We start from the raw sequence: 18,181 nt of genomic DNA on the forward strand, positions 1-18,181 counted from the left end.
CCTCGTCTGCTCCGAGTCGGTGAAAGGTTAACTGTTTACGAAACATGAGGCATTCATGACTGATATTACAATTGTTAATACGAATAGCGCGCCTCAGCCTTTGGGGCATTACAGTCAGGCGGTCAAGGGTGGGGGGTTAATTCATATATCTGGCCAACTCCCCATAAAAGTTGATGCCCAAGGTATCTATGAAGCAGCTCCTTTTGCGGAGCAGGTTGACCAAGTACTGGGCAATCTTCTTGCGATTCTAAATGCGGCAGGTGCTAGCCCAGATAATGTGCTGAAGGTAACGGCTTATATTGTTGGGGTGGATCAGTGGGGTGTTTTCAACGCTGCATTTTCGAGAGCGTTTGGAAGCGCGAAACCTGCCCGCTCTGTAGTGCCCGTTCCAGAATTACACCATGGCTTCCTCATCGAACTGGACGCCGTTGCAATTGATCCGTCAAACCATATTTACAAATAGTCAAAAGCGGTGGAAGAGATGATTATTCCGACGATTCAAGACATGCTTGAAGCACGGGAACGGATCGCCCCGTATGTGCATAAGACTCCAGTTCTCACATCACGCTTTATCAACGATCTGGTAGGCGCAGAGCTGTTTTTTAAGTGCGAGAATTTGCAAAAAGCGGGAGCCTTCAAAGCTCGCGGTGCCTCGAATGCAGTCTTTGGGCTCTCCGATGAACAAGCAGCTAAAGGCGTGGCTACCCATTCTAGCGGCAACCACGGAACTTGCCTGTCTTATGCCGCAGGCCAGCGCGGGATTCCCTGTACTGTGGTAATGCCCCATACGGCACCCCAAGCCAAGAAGGATGCAGTCAAAGGTTATGGCGGTGTTGTTGTGGAATGCGAGCCCTCCACATCCTCGCGTGAGGCGGTTTTCGCTCAAGTGGTCGAGGAAAGTGGCGCGGAATTCGTGCATCCTTACAACGACTGGCGGGTGATAGCTGGACAAGCAACTTGTTCTGCAGAATTAATCGAGCAGGTTGAGAGGCTCGATTCGGTAATTGCCCCAATCGGCGGCGGCGGTATGGTCTCAGGTACATGTCTTACGCTTTCTCATCTCGCTCCCCAGATTAAAGTATACGCAGCTGAACCTTTGAATGCAGATGATGCAGCCCGTAGCTTTCGAGCAGGTAAGATTATCGCAGACGATGCACCTGTCACTGTTGCAGACGGTCTCAAAGTGCCATTGAAAGAACTTACATGGCATTTCGTTAGTAACCATGTTGTTGACATTCTCACAGCTACTGAACAAGAAATCATTGATGCAATGAAGCTTATTTGGAAGCGAATGAAAATCGTAGTGGAACCAAGCAGCGCTGTACCTTTAGCTGTCATCTTGAAAAATAAAGAAATTTTTGCTGGCCAACGAGTTGGAATCATCGTTACCGGTGGGAATGTTGATCTCGATAAGCTGCCTTGGAATTGAGGAGAAAATATTATGAATGCCCCTGCAAACATGAATGAGTTGCAAGTTGGTTACGATGTTCCTGCTCTTCCAGGGATGGATGAAAGTGAAATTCAGACACCGTGTCTGATCCTGGATCTGGACGCGCTTGAACGCAACATAAAAAAAATGGGTGATTACGCTAAAGCGCATGGTATGCGTCACCGCGCCCATGGCAAAATGCATAAATCTGTCGACGTACTTCGATTGCAGATCGAGCTTGGCGGCGCTGTTGGCGTTTGCTGCCAAAAAGTATCAGAAGCGGAGGTTTTTGCGCGTGGTGGCATTGTTGATATTTTGGTCACCAACGAAGTTCGGGATCCGCTGAAAATTGACCGCCTGGCCCGACTGCCAAAATTCGGATCTACCGTAACTGTCTGCGTAGACGACATCGATAACGTCGCTGACTTGTCTGCCGCTGCAAAAAAATATGGAACCCACCTTGGTGTTTTGGTTGAAATCGACTGCGGTGCTGGCCGTTGCGGTGTCACTACCTCCAGCGCGGTCGTAGAGATCGCCAAGGCAGTTGCTCGTGCCGAAAATCTTGAGTTCAAGGGCATCCAGGCATACCAGGGCGCAATGCAGCATATGGACAATTACGAGGATCGCAAAGCGAAACTCGCTGCTGCTATTGCGCAGGTGACTGAAGCGGTTGACGCACTGAAAGCCGAAGGTCTCAATCCTGAATTGGTATCCGGCGGGGGTACCGGTTCCTATTATTTTGAAAGTGAATCTGGAGTTTACAATGAGCTTCAGTGCGGTAGCTACGCTTTCATGGACGCGGATTATGGACGGATTCGTGACATCGAAGGTAAGCGTATCGACCAAGGTGAGTGGGAAAATGCGCTGTTCATTCTGACCAGCGTCATGTCCCATGCCAAACCCCATCTCGCAGTTGTGGACGCCGGACTCAAGGCGCAGTCTGTTGATAGTGGGCTTCCTTTTGTGCACGGTCGCGATGACGTAAAATACATTAAGTGCAGTGACGAGCACGGTGTTGTAGAAGACCCAGATCAAGTCCTACAGGTAAACGATAAGCTGAAACTGGTGAGCGGTCATTGCGATCCAACCTGCAACGTCCACGATTGGTATGTTGGGGTGCGAAACGGTAAGGTCGAGTCTCTATGGCCCGTCTCGGCTCGTGGGAAAGCCTTTTAAATGTAAGCCTCGGTGTGTTTGAAAAATTGGGTATGATTCGCCGTTTTTCCAGTATTGGTCTAGCTGCAATCAAGATTGCCCGCGAGCCCACCTAAATGGTGGGCTTTTTTACGACCCGTTCTGACATTCGGTCTGAGACCAGTCGCTGAGCCGTGAGGCCGATGACCTGCAGGTCGCCTACCTATTGGCGAATGCCTGCAACCTGGCGCAACGGTGTCCAGTGTCGCTATCAGCCACGGCATCAATGCCACCGTCATCCGCAAATGGCTGCCGCCCTATCGAGATCAGCCCGCAGCGGCTTCGCTGCCGGCATTCGTCCCGCTAAAAGCCGCGCCTAAGGTTGTACACGAGAGGCCATAACTGAGGTGCTTAGATTTCGACCTCCACCGAGGTACCGTCGCTATACCACCTTGAATTGTCGAATGCCGCTTCGCTCCAAACTCGAATACATGTGGAGGTTCAGTTAATGTCATCCTTGGGGAAAAACCTACTCCTGACTTGCTGAATTCCGCAGCAGCCGACTTCTTGGCAAAGCGGTTCCCTGCTCCGTCGGACTAACCAGTATTGAAAAGTTATACAAGAAAATTTTTTTGTATCGAAAATCGCGCCGATTGTCTGATACCCATATCTCTACCGCCTTAGTAATTGAACTGCCTCCTCGCTTTGGTAAGGTGAGGATTCCGTATAAGACTAAAGTCGAAGGAGAGCGGCATGCGTATTCGCGGTGAGGTTTTTTGGCAGTGGGCTGATCCAGTGCTTCATCATCGGACTCATGACGAGGAGCTTGATGACGGCACCACCATCGACGTCCAAGTGAGGCTCTCGCGGACAGGCCAAACGCAGATGTTTATCGGTGTGTATGCCGGTAGCGGCATGGCGATTCACGAAGAAACCTTCGACTCCCGACCAGGCGAGTCGATGACCCGAGCTTTGGCATGGGGCGTCGGAAGAGCGAGACGTTTCGCTACGAAGCAGCGATCTCCTGTGGCGCAGGTAGCTTAGAATCAGTCGCTAACCATTCAGCTGGTCGTACTATACGCATAGTACGGCCACCTCATTTGGGAATTGAGGTGCAGCTACAAGCTCGGCGCATCCTCACCGGCGAGCAATGCCCTGTTCGCCAATTTCGTCAGTCCAATCCACTGCTCTACACTGATCAGGCGTGATCGCTCCAACCGTTCAGCGTCCTGCCAACCTCATGGTGTCTGTCCTCACACAGAGTGCCATGCTGAAGAAAGCGATTTCGCCATACCAGCATTGCCTCAGAGCCTTCATTGCTCATCGATCAATTCCTGCATGACACGTTTCCGCTAGGATGGCGAAAATGCGGCGAGAGATTACCGGAATCAACGATCGACTACACATAGAATGCCGATGATTGGTATGCCAAATCGCTAGGCCTGACGGTATTACTCAGCGAGGAATGTGATCACTCTACCCCGTTCGCTGCAGAGCTCCTCTGAGGCTTCTAGCGTGCCACTTCAACGTTCTAGGCGGTGGTACGAAATCTTGGCTCAGCGCTCACTTTCCCTCCATCACCTGGTGATACTTTGGCTCGAAAGCTCAACGGCTAAGCGCTACGCTTATTCACTACTCAAAAATGCCCATGCTCACGGAGCGGAGGTTCGACTGCATGCGGTTGTCCACTTTCATCACTCAACACATGGAAGAAATTTTGCAGTCTTGGGAGGATTTCGCCCGCACGGTTGATCTTCCGAGAGAAGACCTGAATGCCACCGGTTTGAGAAATCACGCGTCCCATATTCTCTCGACCGTTGCCCGAGATATGCAGACCAAACAGACCCTGCAACAGGAAATCGACAAGTCCCAGGGACTTGCGCCATCCCTCGAAGGGGAAAGTGCCGCTGAGACCCACGCGGTCATGCGCTTGATAGATGGCTTCAGCCTGGATCAGATGGTCTCCGAGTATCGGGCACTTCGATCAAGCGTCCTGCGGCTGTGGCTTTCCCATCTACCCAGGCGACCTCGTGATAGTCGACCGCTCCATTGAGGCTGAGCCTGGCCACATTGTGATCGCCGCTGTGAACTGCGAGCCGCTGTGCAAGCGTCTTGCTCGGGACGGTAGCCAGGTGGTGCTCAAATCCGAGAACGCGCGCTACCCATCTCGGTACCTTCTCGAAGGGGAAGAACTGCAGGTCTGGGGTGTGGTTACCTACAGCGTGCGAAGCCATGACAAAGCCTGAGCGGGTTTTCGCCCTCATCGACTGCAACAGCTTCTATGCGAGCTGTGAACGGGTGTTCCGCCTTGACCTTCGCACCAAGCCCGTCGTGGTGCTCAGCAACAATGATCTGAGGGGTGGAAACCGTTAGTAAATCCTGTAGAGTCCGCGCCACCTTCTGAACTGCTCTGGGACAGCCGTTTCCAGCTTCACGAGGAAATCCATCAGCACTGGCTTAAGGCAGCGGTATGAGGCTTGTATTCGCAACAAAAGACCTAACCCTGGCAGGCAGATCCTTCGAAGGCTTTCCGTTGCTGATTGGGTCTGAGGGATGGCCAGTCGAGCCAGCGCAAACCTTTCTTTGGCAAGCACTCATTGAGTCAGGGGAGTCTTTGAGCGATTTGACGTGGGAAGCCTACGGACGCCGTCTATACGATTACTTCGCCTTCCTTGAGGCCAATGGCTTGGCCTGGAACGAGGAAAGCCCGGCCCACGGTCTCAGCGTTCTCTCCAGGTACAGGGATTGGTCTAGCGGAGAATTATCTCTTGATCCTGGCACGGTGAATAATCGCCTGGCTCTTGTCGTGAGGTTCTACCGATGGGCCAAACAGCGCGGCCTTATCACCATTCTTCCCTTTGGAGAGAAAAGGGTGAGAGCGGCTTCTCACCAGGGACTCCTTACGCACGTTGCGAGGCCTGGAGCCGAGAACACCAAAGCGTCGGTGATGGTGCGTGACCGTAAGCGACCGACAAAATTTTTGGTTCTTCACGGAATCTTGGGAAAGACAGAAACAAGAACGCCGGTTTGATGGATGATGTTCGTGCGAGCAAACACATCTACAAACCGGCGTTCTTGTGCACGATATTAATACGTTTCTGCCCTTTTGGGAGGGCTTTTCTGTCGCCTCAATCCGTCCCGACGGCAATGATCTAGTGATCGACCTGATTCCGCAGCCTACCAGGTTCCCCACCTGTAGCAGCTGCCATCACCCCAGCACCACCATCCACGAATACTGCCAGCGCTCGATCCGTGACCTGCCCATTCTAGGCCGCTCGGTGCGGTTGAGTGTGGAGCTGCGGCGCGTCGGCTGCAGCGCATGCGGCAAGCGAATGGAATCCGTCACATGGCTTGACCGCTATTCGCGGATGACCAAGCGCTTGGCCGAAGCCGTCATCCAGGCTTGCCAACGACTGCCCACCCTGCACGTCGCCGAGCTGTTTGGATTGCATTGGGACAGCGTGCGTTTGCTGGAGCGACGGGCGTTACAAGCCGCGCTGGAGAAGCTACCGAAGGCCCGACCCAGGCGCTTGGTGATGGACGAGTTTGCGCTTTTCAAAGGGCACCGCTACGCCAGTGTGGTGCTGGATGCTGATACCCGCCGGGTGCTGTGGATTGGCGAAGGGCGTAGCCGAGCTGCTGTCAGACCCTTCTTTGAAGAACTTGGGCCGGAGAGCTGTGCGCAGATCGAAGCAGTGGCAATGGACATGAACACCGCATTTGACCTGGAGGTGCGCCAACACTGCCCTCAGGCAAGAGTGGTCTATGACCTATTTCATGTGGTCGCCAAGTATGGACGAGAGGTGATTGACCGGGTACGGGTCGATGAAGCCAACCGCCTGCGGCATGACAAACCCGCTCGCAAGGTGATTAAGCAGGCGCGGTGGCTACTGCTGCGTAATCCAGAGAATTTGAAGCGCGAGGATCAACAGGTACATCTGCAGGATCTGCTGGCGGCTAACCAATCGCTGATGACGGTTTACCTGATGAAGGCGGAGCTTAAAGCATTGTGGTCACCCACTACCGCCTGGGGCTGGAGATCAGCCTGGAAGCAGTGGTTACGCCTGGCCAATGAAAGCGAAGTACCCGCGCTAAAGCAGTTCGCTAAACGACTGAAGAGCTACTGGCGCGGCATCCTGAGCAGGGTGCGATGGCCGATGCATACGGGGCAATTGGAAGGCATCAACAACCGGATCAAGGTGATCAAGCGGATGGCTTACGGCTACCGGGACAGCGAATTCTTTTTCATGAAGATCAAGAATGACTTTCCCGGCAATCCGTGAAGAACCAAATTTTTGACCAAAGATCAGGTCAAGGTATGCCTTGCAGCGGATACTGATCCTAGGCTCTGTACGTAAAGTATTGTCGCAAGCACCGCATAGCGCAGGCCAATGAGACCATCGCCGCAAAACTTGTTGCGAGCTTGTCGAAGCGCGTCACGATGCGACGGTTCTCCTTCAGCCAGCCAAACATGCGTTCGATGATGTTGCGCTGCCGATATTTGGGGCGATCAAAAAGTCGAGGCAATCCTGGCTTGGTTTTGCGCTTCATGCTTCGCAACGGAATGACTGGCTGCATGCGATAACGATCACAATACTGGCGCAGCGCTTCAGCGTCGTAACCCTTGTCAGCCAGCAACCAGCGGCAACGCTTGCGTGGGCGACCGCGCAGGCTGGGTATGCAAGCCTGATCGAGTAGCGGTTGGGCATAGGCTATATCGCTGGCTTGTCCGCCTGACAACAGGAAACGCAGAGGCACACCATTGGCGTCGCACAGCATGTGAATCTTGGTCGTCAGGCCACCCCGGCTGCGCCCGAGCGCGTGGTCTTGCGGTTCTTCAAATCCCCTTTTTTCCCGGCACCTGATGAGGCCCGGGTTGCTCGTACGGCAGTGGAGTCGATCATCCATGTTTCCAAGTCAATCAAACCCTGCTCATTCAATCGGATATGAAGACGCTTGAGCATCTGATCAAAAGCTCCGCAATCACGCCATCCCCGGAACCGTTGATAGATCGTTGACCAAGGGCCGAATCGTTCGGGCATGTCTCGCCAGGCTGCGCCAGAGCAAAGCACCCAGAGAATACCGTTTAGCATCAGGCGATCATCGGCCCGAGGGCGCCCGGTGCGCTGATTTTTGGTGAAGATATCTGCAACCAGATCCCAGGCTGCGTCGGGGAGTTCATACCGCTTTGCCATCTTGGCCTCCTGGCTTTAATGGCGGTGTATTTTACAGAAAATCGTATTTCTTGGGTTTACGTACAGAGCCTAACATGCTGAGCAAATTTGGGGCATATCTGGGGTTTAGGCTCGTGGCACTTCGATTTGCATGTATACCCCTAGGGGTATACACTTGCATAATTGAACCTTCATAAGGAGCTGGCCATGGAAGCAAGCAACCGCAACAAAACGTTTCTTACTCTGATCGATACCGAAACCAAAACAATGATTCTCAAATCCATTGCCGCTCATATCGGTATCACGCCTGAGGATGCATATACCGAGGTAACTGCCGCTGAATCTGAGCATCTACTTGATTACATGGTTGAACCTTGCCGCACGGCCACATCGCTCTTGATGCAACGCCACAATATGCGCGGATGGTAAGCACCTCCCCTGCAGTCATTCAAGCCCCGGCCTCAAAAACCGGGGCAAAGTCAGTAAAGGGATACCGTTCTGGTGTCCACGTGAACAAGGGAATCATGTGATGCTCACTCACAGCACAACACTCACTGCATATCGTTTGCTTCTCAAGGGCAGGCTTGACGAAGCGCTGGTCATCATTCCAGGCCACGCCGCTGTGCTCGTTAATGATGAGCTGTTCTGTTGCCCGATTCGTCACGGTCAAGCAGATATCGCAGAGCTTGAGTCGTTTGCTAGTGAAAGCTTTGACGCGGGCGGCTGGCACGGTGATAGGGAAGCGACCGAGCAGGGTATCGATTTGCCAGTTTTCATCGTGGCAAGCAGCGCTAGCTGATCCGGCCTGATGGGACGTCGGTACAACCAAGCAACAGTTGAAGGCACCGAGGCTATCGCAAGCTGTATCACCCTGCGGTCATAGGAAAACGCTGCCCAGTGCAGCGGAATGAGCAAGGTCACAAGGTTTATCAAAGACTTACGACTACACGGAAAACAGTGATTACACTTGAACAATGAAAGCAGTGCTGCGAAAAGGCGATACGATCCAAGTAGCATGAATATGAGCTGGAATTTATTTAAGGAACGCTTGTAGCCATCCACTGCAAATTTCAACCAGGGCGGCTAATTTTCGACCCTGACCAGTACAGCGACGATGATTAGGAAAACAGATGGCCACACCGAAGCGGCAACCCTACCCCGCCAGTCGAATAAAAGTCGGTGCCGTACTCTACCGCGCATTTTCACTGGTCGATGATGGGAAGGTAGAAACCGGGTTTGAGGAATGGGTTGTTCGGAATATTCGGGCGCGGCGGAACTCAAAAACCATTCGCGGTATCAGCCTTGCGACGCGTGATATCGAAGTGCCGAAAGTGGTCAATCTTGCAATGAAAACTCATGGGACTTGGGGCAAGCTTTCAACCAAGACAGGTGACGTTGGTTGGTTGCCGAACATTTGGCGCGGATTTCGTCGGCAATTCCAAGTCGGTACAGATTTACCGATAGGGATATACACCACAAAGCGCGCAGCACTCGCTTTTGAGCTTGCTAGCCAAATGGAAGATGCGGAGTGGTTAATCAGCGTAATAGCTGACGAAACTGATACGGATCAACTGGCTTCCCTCCAGGCCGAACAAACAGACTTAAAAGCCCAGATCGCCGCCTTGCAACGGCGCACTAAAGCTCTCGCTAAGGTTTAGGGAAAATCCGACCAGTCCTACGGGGCTGCATTGGCAAAGCGTTCATAGGCCCAATCAAGCTGGCAGGGGACAGTCCTGTGAACGCTTTGCCAATGCAGCAACGACACGAAGGAAAAGTCCGCTGCACCCTCAAGCCTGCCTCGTGCGGATCGAGGTCGTAGGGGAGACGCGGTTCTCGCGTCCGCGAAATTGACAGGGAATCAGGATGGCTAACGAAGTAAAGATCATCACTACCAGCGACGGAACCGAAATTCCGGTAATCATGGCCCCACCAGGTCATGGGGCTGGGGTTGGCTTTGTAATTCCAAAGTTGCTCAGTTGGCCGAACAGCGCGGATGTTACTGACGTGATGGCCGAACCTCGCAAACGAGGCTACGCCAAACCGGCCATATCGTGAGTGAATACCATGATGCCAGCGCCGAGGAATTAGCAAAGATCGAAGCTGACCACCACGCACACGGCCATCCGTTCTGCGATGTGGAAGCCACCGAAATCTAACCACGTTGCCCCGGTATGCGGGGCTTCAAGGAAAACTTACATGGGTACTTGGATTGAGATTCGGTGCGAAAACCGGAGCAACTCAAACTCAGAAGGCCCCGGCCTAAAGGTTGGTGATCGCTGTTACTCCCACGATAACGCTGGCCCCATGGAGATGGCGAACGACACCAGAGCAAGCGTTACTGAAACGCTCAAGTCTTTGGACGAGGACGCAAGGTCTGGCGGTTGGAATAAGTCCCGCGAAGGGTGGATTTGCCCCTTCTGCGTACAGGCGCTGAAAAGTACGAAGTAATCAGGGAAACGACGCTGTACCGAAGCCCTAGCCCACCAAGCCGGGGCCGAGGACGTAGAAACAGGCCACTTTCGGCCCTCGGATCGAGCAGGAACAAACATGAGTCGCGCAAAGCCAGATTATCAAGAGGTGTTCTCCAGCGTACTTCAATTGGCTGACTGGGAAGAGCGGGCCACAACCATGTTTGCTGGTGCCCAGGATCAATTGCCGGTGTTCGGTCAATACGTGCGGACTGGCCCAGGCCCTGCCCCGCTGGTAAATCAGATTGGCTACGTTGTACAGATCCGCCGCCGCCAAGGCATTTTCGGGTCTGATGTTTACCTGCTGCGGCACTGCAACGGTGAACTGGTACAGCACGCCAATAACATGTACCTGGGGACGATAGAGAATTCGGAAAAAATCGTACGCTAAGCTTCGCGAGTTCTTGTAACCAATTCATTGTTTTTTCAATGGATGAAAGAAAATGGCGAAAGCTATTTGACAAACAAATCGGGATCTTATAACTTACCTACCAAGTAGTCGGTAGATGAAATAAAGCCATGAAACTCAATTCAGATCTTTCGCAGCGTGTTGTCGTCGAGCCTTCAAGCTTACAGTGGGTCGATTCGCCAGCGACCGGGATTCAACGCCAGTTACTGGAGCGTGATGGCGACGAAGTGGCGCGTGCCACCTCGATCGTGCGATACGCGCCGGGCTCCGCTTTTGAAAATCATAAGCACGACTTGGGCGAGGAGATTCTGGTCCTGGACGGCGAATTCAGCGACGAATCCGGGACCTTCGGGCCTGGGACTTACATCAAGAATCCACCAGGTTCTTCGCATGCACCGAGCTCCGCGACGGGTTGCACGTTGTTCGTCAAGCTGCGCCATCTTGATCTAGCCGACAGCCAACGCACCGTGGTCGACACCCGTAACGGCCCCTGGTTTCCAGGCCTCGTGCCGGGTCTGTCGGTGATGCCACTTTCTGAGTTCGACACACAACATACGGCTTTGGTGCGCTGGGCCCCGGGGACACGATTCAATTCGCATCGTCACTACGGCGGTGAAGAAATCTATGTGTTGGAAGGCGTCTTTGAGGATGAGTTCGGAAGCTACCCTACCGGCACATGGATGCGCAGTCCGCATTTGAGTGCTCACCGTCCCTTCAGCAATACAGGCTGCACCATCCTGGTCAAGACAGGCCACCTGCCAGTCGCCGAATCAAATGAGGCGCTTGCATGAAGCATTTCTCCGAAATCTCGCCGACCGCCGAGCGGGTGGTCGATGCCGCTGAAGGGTTGGTACAGCAGCACGGCTACAACGGCTTCTCATACGACGACGTGGCCCAGTTGGTAGGCATCAAAAAACCAAGTATCCACCACCACTTTCCCAAGAAGGGTGAACTCGTGGCCGTGGTCGCACAGCGCTACACGCACCGGTTTCGTGAGGAGTTGCTGAGCATCGAAGGGCAGCATGCGAAAGCGCCTGACAGGCTAACTGCGTATGCGGCACTTTTCGAACGCACCTTCGCCAAGGACCGGCGCCTTTGTGTCTGCGGCATGTTGGGTGCCGAGTCGGACTCGCTGCCGGACGCCGTTGTGAGCGAGGTCGAGCGATTCTTTAAAGTCAATCTCGACTGGTTGACTCTTGTCGTTGCCGATGGTCAGCGTGCCGCGCTGATCACCTCGAATTCCACCCCAGAGGCTCTCGCAGAGGCATTCTTGTGCGCGTTGGAAGGCTCGATGATGGTGGGCCGTGGCATGCGGTCGTCACGCGGACCGGCCGAAGTTGGAAACACTTTTCTTTCCACCGTGTTGACCTGAGGTCGGCACTTTTTTTGCAACACAACCCTACCATTTAGTTGGTAGTTAAGGAGATTATTATGAGTACTGAATTTAATGGCAAGAAGTTGTTGGTCATCGGCGGCACTAGCGGGATGGGACTGCAAACTGCCCGCATGGTTCTTGAGCAAGGCGGAAGCGTCGTCATCGTCGGTCACCGTGAAGACAAGGCCGAAGAGGCCCGCAAGGCGCTGTCGTCGTTGGGCACCGTGACCGCCCTGACTGCCGATCTCTCGCGAGCCGAAGATGTGAAGCGACTCCTGCATACCATCGATGAACACCACAAGGACATCAATCTTCTGGTCAACGCGGCTGGGGTGTTCTTCCCGAAGGCGTTTCTTGAGCACACGGAAAGTGATTACGAACAATATTTGACGTTGAATAAAGCGTTCTTCTTCATCACACAAAAAGTCGTGGCCAATCTCGTGGCCAGCGAGCGTCCCGGCGCCATTGTGAACATCGGCTCGATGTGGGGCAAGCAGGCGATTGCGGCTACGCCGTCGTCCGCGTATTCGATGGCAAAAGCAGGTTTGCATTCGCTGACCCAGCACCTTGCGATGGAGCTGGCATCCAAACAAATCAGGGTCAATGCCGTTTCTCCGGCGGTTGTCGAAACGCCGATTTACGAGGGATTCATACCCAAGGCCGAGGTTCATGGCGCCTTACAGGGATTCAACAGCTTCCACCCAATCGGCAGGGTTGGGACGCCACAAGACGTCGCCGAGGTCATCCTCTTCCTGTTGTCGGACAAGGCAGCATGGGTGACGGGCGCAATCTGGGACGTTGACGGCGGCGTGATGGCCGGGCGTAACACATAATGGGGGAACGAGAAATGAACACAAACATTAAAGGAACTCCCGGCAACGGGATCAACGTCGGCGCATTGCGTGAGTTTGCAGATCAGGTCGCAGCAAAGCCCGCCGCAGGCATCGCGACGTTCGGCGTCGTGACAACCTGGGAGGGTGGCACCCGGACGCGTGCGCGAACCATGCCGCTCGTACTAGGTGACACGGCCTTGGCGCGCGGCTTTGTCATCGACGCGGACGAACCGGCAGAATTGCTCGGTACCGACACGGCCGCTAATCCACAAGAATTGATCCTGGCTGCGTTGAACGCATGCATGACTGCAACCTACGCGGCAAATGCGGCGGCAATGAACATCGAGTTGCAATCGCTGACTATCCGCACGAAGGGAAGCCTCGATCTGAGAGGTTTTCTTGGAATCGATCCTGGGATCAATCCAGGGTACGACCAGGTCGAGTATGAGGTCGAAATGGAGTCGTCGGCGGATTCGGCGGCGCTGAAAGCATTGCACGCGCAGGTGCAGCGAACATCGCCGAATTACCACAACTTCGCGAGAGCCATTGATCTCAAGGCCAAGCTGACCATTCTCCAATGATCGAGTCAGTGTTTCCCGTGGTTGGCTGACGGGAGGCCAAACCAGATGCGCTATGACGGAAGGTTCAACCTTCCGTCATCACGTTCTCTGGAATACGCAGTGTCAATTTGAGGTACACCTCACTCAGGCGTCAGGATGATTACTCGCCCCACGTCAGATTAGGGTTTATTTCTGCATTTTCTGACGCTGCAGCGTCCACCTCTACGACCTCAACCTGACACAGAACGCTTAGCGTACGAAAATTTCCGTTTTCTCTATTCGCCCCTCCTTGATCAATTGCTGATGGTGGGCGGTCTCAAAGTAGCCGGCATGGTTCAATGGCAACGTCAGTCCGTAGTGCTGCATCACTTCAACCCGCATGTTCTTCTCCTGCTTTCTTGTGGCGGAAGTAGCCCCGAATGCGTTCCAACACAATGCGGCGCGTCAGGGTTTCGCTCAGCACCTGGTGGATGAATGTCTGATCTTCGGGTGGGAGCTTAGCTAACGGCTGCGCTAAGTCGTCGGCAATGGCGAGTTTGGCCGCGATGGCGCTGGGAAACCGGTATTCATGCACCTCGGGATCGAAGGGTTGGCGCGGCAGTGCCATGGGAGCTGCGGGAGGTGTCAGTCGCACATCGTCGCCGGCCAATGCGGCGATGGGTAGACCAAGCTGGTCAGCCAGCGATCGGATTCGATCAGACCGCTCATCCGCCTTGCCGCGTTTAAATGTGCGGTAGCGATGCAGTGGAATTGGCCCGGTGACTGGGTAGTAAGGTCCGAAGCGCGCCCCCCCGAATTCGGCATAGAGCTCGTCATCGAACAAGCCCCAGAGCAAGACTACGGTTTCGCCCGCCATGTCGGGCTCCACCTCGTAGGCCGTGCCCTCGATGGTGACTCGCGCATCGACGCCAACCTTGCGCCGTTCAGGCTCGCGGGCGAAGCGGCAAAATTGCTCCCACGTGCACATTTCGCGAAGGCCCTCGGCGGGCAGGTTGGCCAGCCAGTCCTCGATCCGCGAATGCGGTTCGGAGCGATGATCCTGCACGTTGTAGGTACGTACCAGATAACGTAGCAGCCACTCATTGGCTTGCGCTTCCGTTTCCGGCTTGTGGAAGTGATACAGCGTCTCGTGGGCTTCCTTCACGGTGCGGAATGGCCGCTCAACCTTGCCTTTCGAGCGAGCCGTGGTGCGCGTGCCGTCCCTGCCGGCCGGGATGTGTGTCTGCCACTCGATGCCAAGCGCCTGCATAACGTTCTGGAAAACTCGGCGTTTGGCCACCGGGCCGTTGTCCAGATAGATCATCTTGGGTCGGCCCTGGAATGGAAAGGTCGGATCTGCCTTCGGCGCCATGGCGTTGAACAAGAAGCGCAGCGCCGACTCCGCGTCCTCACCGTACACGCAGTGGTATTCCTGATAGGCCACCCCGCTGCGGTCATCCACCACGCTGAAAAGCATCAACGTTGGCTCACCTCTGGCCGGATCAACCCATTCAGGCTTGTCGATGTGTTTCAGGTCGGAAGGCGACAGATCGAACTGCCAACAATCGTTGCTGTGCGCCGCCTGAAAGCGCGTGGCTGGCGGCTGCCGCAACAGCCGCGCTTGATCCAAGCGCCAGAGGGAAAGGTAGCGGTTTACTGTCGGACGGCTGAGTACACCCTTAGGGGCTTTGATCAACCCTTGCACTGTCTCCACCCCGTAGTCTTCCAGCAACTCGATGGCGCGGCGGGTGGACAGGTGCCGCCCTTGTTTGTTGGTGGTGCGCAGTTTCAGCGCGGCAATCAGCTCGCAGTAGCGTTCCAGTTCAGCCTGCTGCAACACGCGCGGTTTGCCGTGATCGGCTCGATGGGCCGCATGGGGTTTATGGATGAAGTTCAGCGCCCGGTAGACGGTGCTCGGGGACACGCCATACAACTCAGCTATCGCGACCACCTGAGCGGCCCGCTCTGGGCTTTTCTTCGGCAGACGGTCAAGCCTCTGCCGCAACTGCATCAGCGAATCGGTCGGGATGGCTTTACGCCGCCCGCTGGGCATCACGCTCGGCCTCGGTGAGATAGTTGTAGAGCGTCGAGCGGCCGATGCCCATCATCCGGCAGATTTCCGCCACGGTGTGTTTCCGCTCGTGATACAGGCGCAGGGCGAGTTCCTGCTTGGCCGGATCGAGTCGTTTCTTGCGCCCGCCCTTGCGGCCACGCGCTCGCGCGGCGGCTAAGCCGGCTTGCGTGCGTTCGCGGATCAGGTTGCGCTCAAACTCGGCCAAGGCGCCGAACAGGTGAAATACCAGGCGGCCACCAATTGACGCTGTATCGATGTTTTCCTGCAAGCTGCGTAAGCCGACGCCGGCGGCGTCTAGTTGCTCGACCAGCCGGATCAGATCCTTCAGCGAGCGGCCGAGGCGATCCAGGCGCCAGATCACCACGGTGTCATCACGGCGCAGCGTGGCCAGCAAGGTAGTCAAACCGACCCGCTCGGCCTTGGCGCCGCTGGCGGTATCCTCGAACACTCGCTCGCAACCGATCTTCGCCAGAGCATCGCGTTGCAGATCAAGGAGTTGGTCGTCGGTCGAGACACGGGCGTATCCAATCAACATGGCGTTGTCCAACTATTCAGCGATACTCCAGTGTAGTCGGATATTGAAAGATGGAGACTGTACTTGGATGCGCGCGATGCGGGTTTGCGCGGGGGTTGCCTGCCGAGAGGCTGGCGTCCACCAAACCCTGGTTTGTTGGACGGATTGTGGTGGTGATGTTCAGTTGCAGAAAGCGTGAGCCCATCGCGATGGAATGCAAGCCGGCGCGGGTGAATGCAAGTTCACTCGCAGCGAATGTGAGCCCGAGCGCATCGTCAGTCGCAGTTAATCTGAGCTGGAAATGGAGATGATTGCGAGTCCGGCCGTTTTCAAATGCAAGCCGTTACACATATCGATTGAGAAATCGATGAGATGGGTCCATTGCTCACGGACCAAGTAGCGCACCGATTGGGTCTTCAAATAGTCGGCAGCGATAGGGAAATCTGATTCCTGCAGTAACGGGTCATCCGCTAACTTCTGGCTGTGACGGAGCATGCGCTCGGCAGGGATGAGGTCTCGGTTGCTACCAATGAAAAGATCGTCCGGTTGGTAATCGGGCGAAGCCTTGGGAGTATTCCATTCGCCCAAGGCAAGCGTCGCCTTTCGGCTGGCGGTCACGACAGCGGCGCCTTCCATTTCGGAGAGCACATTGGCGACGTGGAACATCAAAGATTTCGCCCAGGGCTCACTGCGGAATTTGACGCACAGTCGCTTCAGGTAGGCGATTCGCTCGTCGCTATTTTGCCGGAGCATGAAGATGTCACCCAGTGCCAACGCAATGCTGTCGTACAGGTGAGCTTCACTTCGATCGCCCTCGTATAACTTGGCTCGCGCGTAAAGCTCGAGCAAGCCAAATGCCATCCGAGGTTCGCGGACCAGAGCTTCCTGCACGCGGGGAAGAACAGCCGCGTATTGTCCATGTGTATATTGGTTGACCGTCGTAAGCATCGTTGGGCTCAGGGCCACCTCGCGATTGACCAAACTGCGGAGTTCATCATCATCCAGCTTTTCAGCCAAATCTAATGACAATTCTCGCAAAAGGGGGTCCATCGGTTCATCGCGGACATACATCTCTGACAGGATGGTTTTGTACAGCACAAACTGATCAACCAGAGATTCGATTTTATAAACATTGGCCTCCTCCGGTGTCACTGCCCTGTCCATGTCAAACGCAATCGGCAATTGCATACAGGACAATACCGCCCCATATGAAATGACGGGCTTTAATCCGGAACTTCGATACTCTTTAAGCTGAGCGTCTAAAATGGTGGCGAATACCGTGATAGAGCCACTTTCGGAGATTAGCAATAGATCACGAAAACGTCCCGATACGGAATGTTTTTCAAACCGCTCCCTTAGTTTCTGGATCGCGTCCTTGGTGGAGGCTTTGGTCAGCTCCTTCATGACGTGAATTCTATTTTCAATTGCCCACCAGCAGTGGGTAACTCCCTCGACTGCGTCCAAAGCCGCGTGAGCGCCTGCCTCATCGGAGCGCAGTAACGCGCCGTTAAAGTCAATGCGCACTGTGTTGAATGTGCGCAGTTGGCCGGCACAATTATGAAACAACCCAAGCACCCAATAGAGATAATGCTCGGCAGAGCAATATTCAGAAGTACTCGGTATTCGATAGAATGTTTCTGCAGTGTAGAGCGGCTTCAAGTAGCGCGGCAGGAGTGCATTTTTTGACAGTTCGAAGATTGCACGTCGCGCCCCGATGTCGCTAAGTTTCTTTAATTGACGCAGGACCCTGCTGGCAACGTGTATGGGCGTTTCGCCGTGGCGCGCCCGGTAGATGTTGGGATCGGCAATAATCTTTTTTTTCGTCTTATTTCTGTCCCGGCTCACTCACGTACTCTTCATGTTCGTAATATTGCTCGCGAAGCTTGTCAGCGAAATAACAAAGTTCGCCTTTTTAAGTTTCTATGCAGCAAAGCTATCAGAAAGCCATCAGCAGCTCAATCTTGAGTTAGCCAGGGCGCCGCATGAGACACCTAAGTTTCGGGCAAACCAAACGACTGAGCCTCATAACGACGATTTAGGTCTCGGCCGCAAATTAATGTCAACGGGGTGAAAACCTGCTTGCTTAAGCAGCCCGGCTTGCTGGCGCGCAGTCTTCCGGTGGTTTGGGCTTCCAGCGGCGACGGTGTGCCGATGGAGTCGACCGTATTACCTATCTTGCATGGGTTACGCGTAACTAGCCGCGCAAGAGGCCACTTACATCTTTGCGTGCAT

Annotated in this window: 19 protein-coding genes and 4 pseudogenes; 18 read left to right on the forward strand and 5 right to left on the reverse strand. The window is 54.5% G+C overall.

Features of this window, described 5'->3' with window-relative positions:
- Positions 1-55 precede the first annotated feature (55 nt).
- The 9 genes and pseudogenes from VSQ83_RS25945 (at position 56) to VSQ83_RS25985 (ending at position 6,846) form a co-directional block, all read left to right on the forward strand.
- The gene (locus VSQ83_RS25945; protein WP_218277891.1) at positions 56-463 is read left to right on the forward strand and encodes a RidA family protein; all 408 of its coding nucleotides are present in this window, start codon (positions 56-58) and stop codon (positions 461-463) included.
- 18 nt (positions 464-481) lie between these two features.
- Positions 482-1,429, forward strand: coding sequence for a beta-hydroxyaspartate dehydratase BhcB (gene bhcB / locus VSQ83_RS25950; RefSeq protein WP_279158013.1), 948 nt, complete (start codon positions 482-484; stop codon positions 1,427-1,429).
- Positions 1,430-1,441: 12 nt separating this feature from the next.
- Complete coding sequence (bhcC, locus tag VSQ83_RS25955; protein ID WP_279158012.1) at positions 1,442-2,605, forward strand: 3-hydroxy-D-aspartate aldolase BhcC; 1,164 nt, start codon at positions 1,442-1,444, stop codon at positions 2,603-2,605.
- 711 nt (positions 2,606-3,316) lie between these two features.
- Positions 3,317-3,607: a hypothetical protein gene (locus tag VSQ83_RS25960; protein ID WP_279158011.1), complete on the forward strand. Its 291-nt coding sequence runs from the start codon at positions 3,317-3,319 to the stop codon at positions 3,605-3,607.
- A 631-nt stretch (positions 3,608-4,238) separates the two neighbouring features.
- Positions 4,239-4,616 carry an RsbRD N-terminal domain-containing protein gene (locus VSQ83_RS25965; RefSeq protein WP_432780041.1) on the forward strand — a complete coding sequence of 126 codons (378 nt, stop codon included), beginning with the start codon at positions 4,239-4,241 and terminating at the stop codon, positions 4,614-4,616.
- A pseudogene (locus tag VSQ83_RS25970) lies at positions 4,567-4,809 on the forward strand (LexA family protein); the annotation flags it as partial. The gene VSQ83_RS25965 and the pseudogene VSQ83_RS25970, both read left to right, overlap by 50 nt.
- Positions 4,796-4,915 (forward strand): annotated as a pseudogene (locus tag VSQ83_RS25975) (Y-family DNA polymerase); the annotation flags it as partial. The pseudogenes VSQ83_RS25970 and VSQ83_RS25975, both read left to right, overlap by 14 nt.
- A gap of 118 nt (positions 4,916-5,033) precedes the next feature.
- Positions 5,034-5,546: pseudogene (locus VSQ83_RS25980) on the forward strand (site-specific integrase); the annotation flags it as partial.
- 94 nt (positions 5,547-5,640) lie between these two features.
- Positions 5,641-6,846: an ISL3 family transposase gene (locus VSQ83_RS25985; protein WP_326427899.1), complete on the forward strand. Its 1,206-nt coding sequence runs from the start codon at positions 5,641-5,643 to the stop codon at positions 6,844-6,846.
- 58 nt (positions 6,847-6,904) lie between these two features.
- Here the strand turns inward: VSQ83_RS25985 and VSQ83_RS25990 are convergent.
- A pseudogene (locus tag VSQ83_RS25990) lies at positions 6,905-7,758 on the reverse strand (IS5 family transposase).
- A gap of 186 nt (positions 7,759-7,944) precedes the next feature.
- Here VSQ83_RS25990 and VSQ83_RS25995 point away from each other — a divergent pair.
- The 9 genes from VSQ83_RS25995 (at position 7,945) to VSQ83_RS26030 (ending at position 13,403) form a co-directional block, all read left to right on the forward strand.
- Complete coding sequence (locus VSQ83_RS25995; protein WP_326427900.1) at positions 7,945-8,166, forward strand: hypothetical protein; 222 nt, start codon at positions 7,945-7,947, stop codon at positions 8,164-8,166.
- A gap of 100 nt (positions 8,167-8,266) precedes the next feature.
- On the forward strand, positions 8,267-8,536 hold the full coding sequence (locus VSQ83_RS26000; protein WP_326427901.1) for a hypothetical protein: 270 nt from the start codon (positions 8,267-8,269) through the stop codon (positions 8,534-8,536).
- A 331-nt stretch (positions 8,537-8,867) separates the two neighbouring features.
- Positions 8,868-9,395, forward strand: coding sequence for a hypothetical protein (locus VSQ83_RS26005; protein WP_326427902.1), 528 nt, complete (start codon positions 8,868-8,870; stop codon positions 9,393-9,395).
- Between the two features lie 262 nt (positions 9,396-9,657).
- Complete coding sequence (locus VSQ83_RS26880; RefSeq protein WP_421666832.1) at positions 9,658-9,792, forward strand: type IV secretory system conjugative DNA transfer family protein; 135 nt, start codon at positions 9,658-9,660, stop codon at positions 9,790-9,792.
- A 492-nt stretch (positions 9,793-10,284) separates the two neighbouring features.
- A complete protein-coding gene (locus VSQ83_RS26010) occupies positions 10,285-10,596 on the forward strand; it encodes a hypothetical protein (RefSeq protein ID WP_326427903.1) in 312 nt (103 codons plus the stop codon).
- Between the two features lie 128 nt (positions 10,597-10,724).
- Complete coding sequence (locus VSQ83_RS26015) at positions 10,725-11,405, forward strand: cupin domain-containing protein (RefSeq protein WP_004574802.1); 681 nt, start codon at positions 10,725-10,727, stop codon at positions 11,403-11,405.
- Positions 11,402-11,986, forward strand: coding sequence for a TetR/AcrR family transcriptional regulator (locus tag VSQ83_RS26020; protein WP_004574803.1), 585 nt, complete (start codon positions 11,402-11,404; stop codon positions 11,984-11,986). Before VSQ83_RS26015 ends, VSQ83_RS26020 begins: the two co-directional genes overlap by 4 nt.
- Positions 11,987-12,045: 59 nt before the next feature.
- On the forward strand, positions 12,046-12,822 hold the full coding sequence (locus tag VSQ83_RS26025; RefSeq protein WP_004574804.1) for an SDR family NAD(P)-dependent oxidoreductase: 777 nt from the start codon (positions 12,046-12,048) through the stop codon (positions 12,820-12,822).
- A 14-nt stretch (positions 12,823-12,836) separates the two neighbouring features.
- Entirely contained in the window at positions 12,837-13,403 is a 567-nt protein-coding gene (locus VSQ83_RS26030) for an OsmC family protein (protein ID WP_004574805.1), read from the forward strand.
- Between the two features lie 228 nt (positions 13,404-13,631).
- Here VSQ83_RS26030 and VSQ83_RS26035 read toward each other — a convergent pair whose 3' ends face one another.
- The 4 genes from VSQ83_RS26035 to VSQ83_RS26050 form a co-directional block, all read right to left on the reverse strand.
- Positions 13,632-13,763: a hypothetical protein gene (locus VSQ83_RS26035; protein WP_326427930.1), complete on the reverse strand. Its 132-nt coding sequence runs from the start codon at positions 13,761-13,763 to the stop codon at positions 13,632-13,634.
- The gene (locus tag VSQ83_RS26040; RefSeq protein WP_228842136.1) at positions 13,753-15,390 is read right to left on the reverse strand and encodes an IS481 family transposase; all 1,638 of its coding nucleotides are present in this window, start codon (positions 15,388-15,390) and stop codon (positions 13,753-13,755) included. The genes VSQ83_RS26035 and VSQ83_RS26040 overlap by 11 nt, the downstream gene beginning before the upstream one ends.
- A 4-nt stretch (positions 15,391-15,394) precedes the next feature.
- Positions 15,395-15,970 carry a recombinase family protein gene (locus VSQ83_RS26045; protein WP_195156991.1) on the reverse strand — a complete coding sequence of 192 codons (576 nt, stop codon included), beginning with the start codon at positions 15,968-15,970 and terminating at the stop codon, positions 15,395-15,397.
- 264 nt (positions 15,971-16,234) lie between these two features.
- The gene (locus VSQ83_RS26050) at positions 16,235-17,794 is read right to left on the reverse strand and encodes a hypothetical protein (RefSeq protein ID WP_326427904.1); all 1,560 of its coding nucleotides are present in this window, start codon (positions 17,792-17,794) and stop codon (positions 16,235-16,237) included.
- Positions 17,795-18,181: the final 387 nt, after the last annotated feature.

Origin of the sequence: Pseudomonas sp. DSV-1 (genome assembly GCF_035830915.1) — a bacterium.
GTDB lineage: Bacteria > Pseudomonadota > Gammaproteobacteria > Pseudomonadales > Pseudomonadaceae > Aquipseudomonas.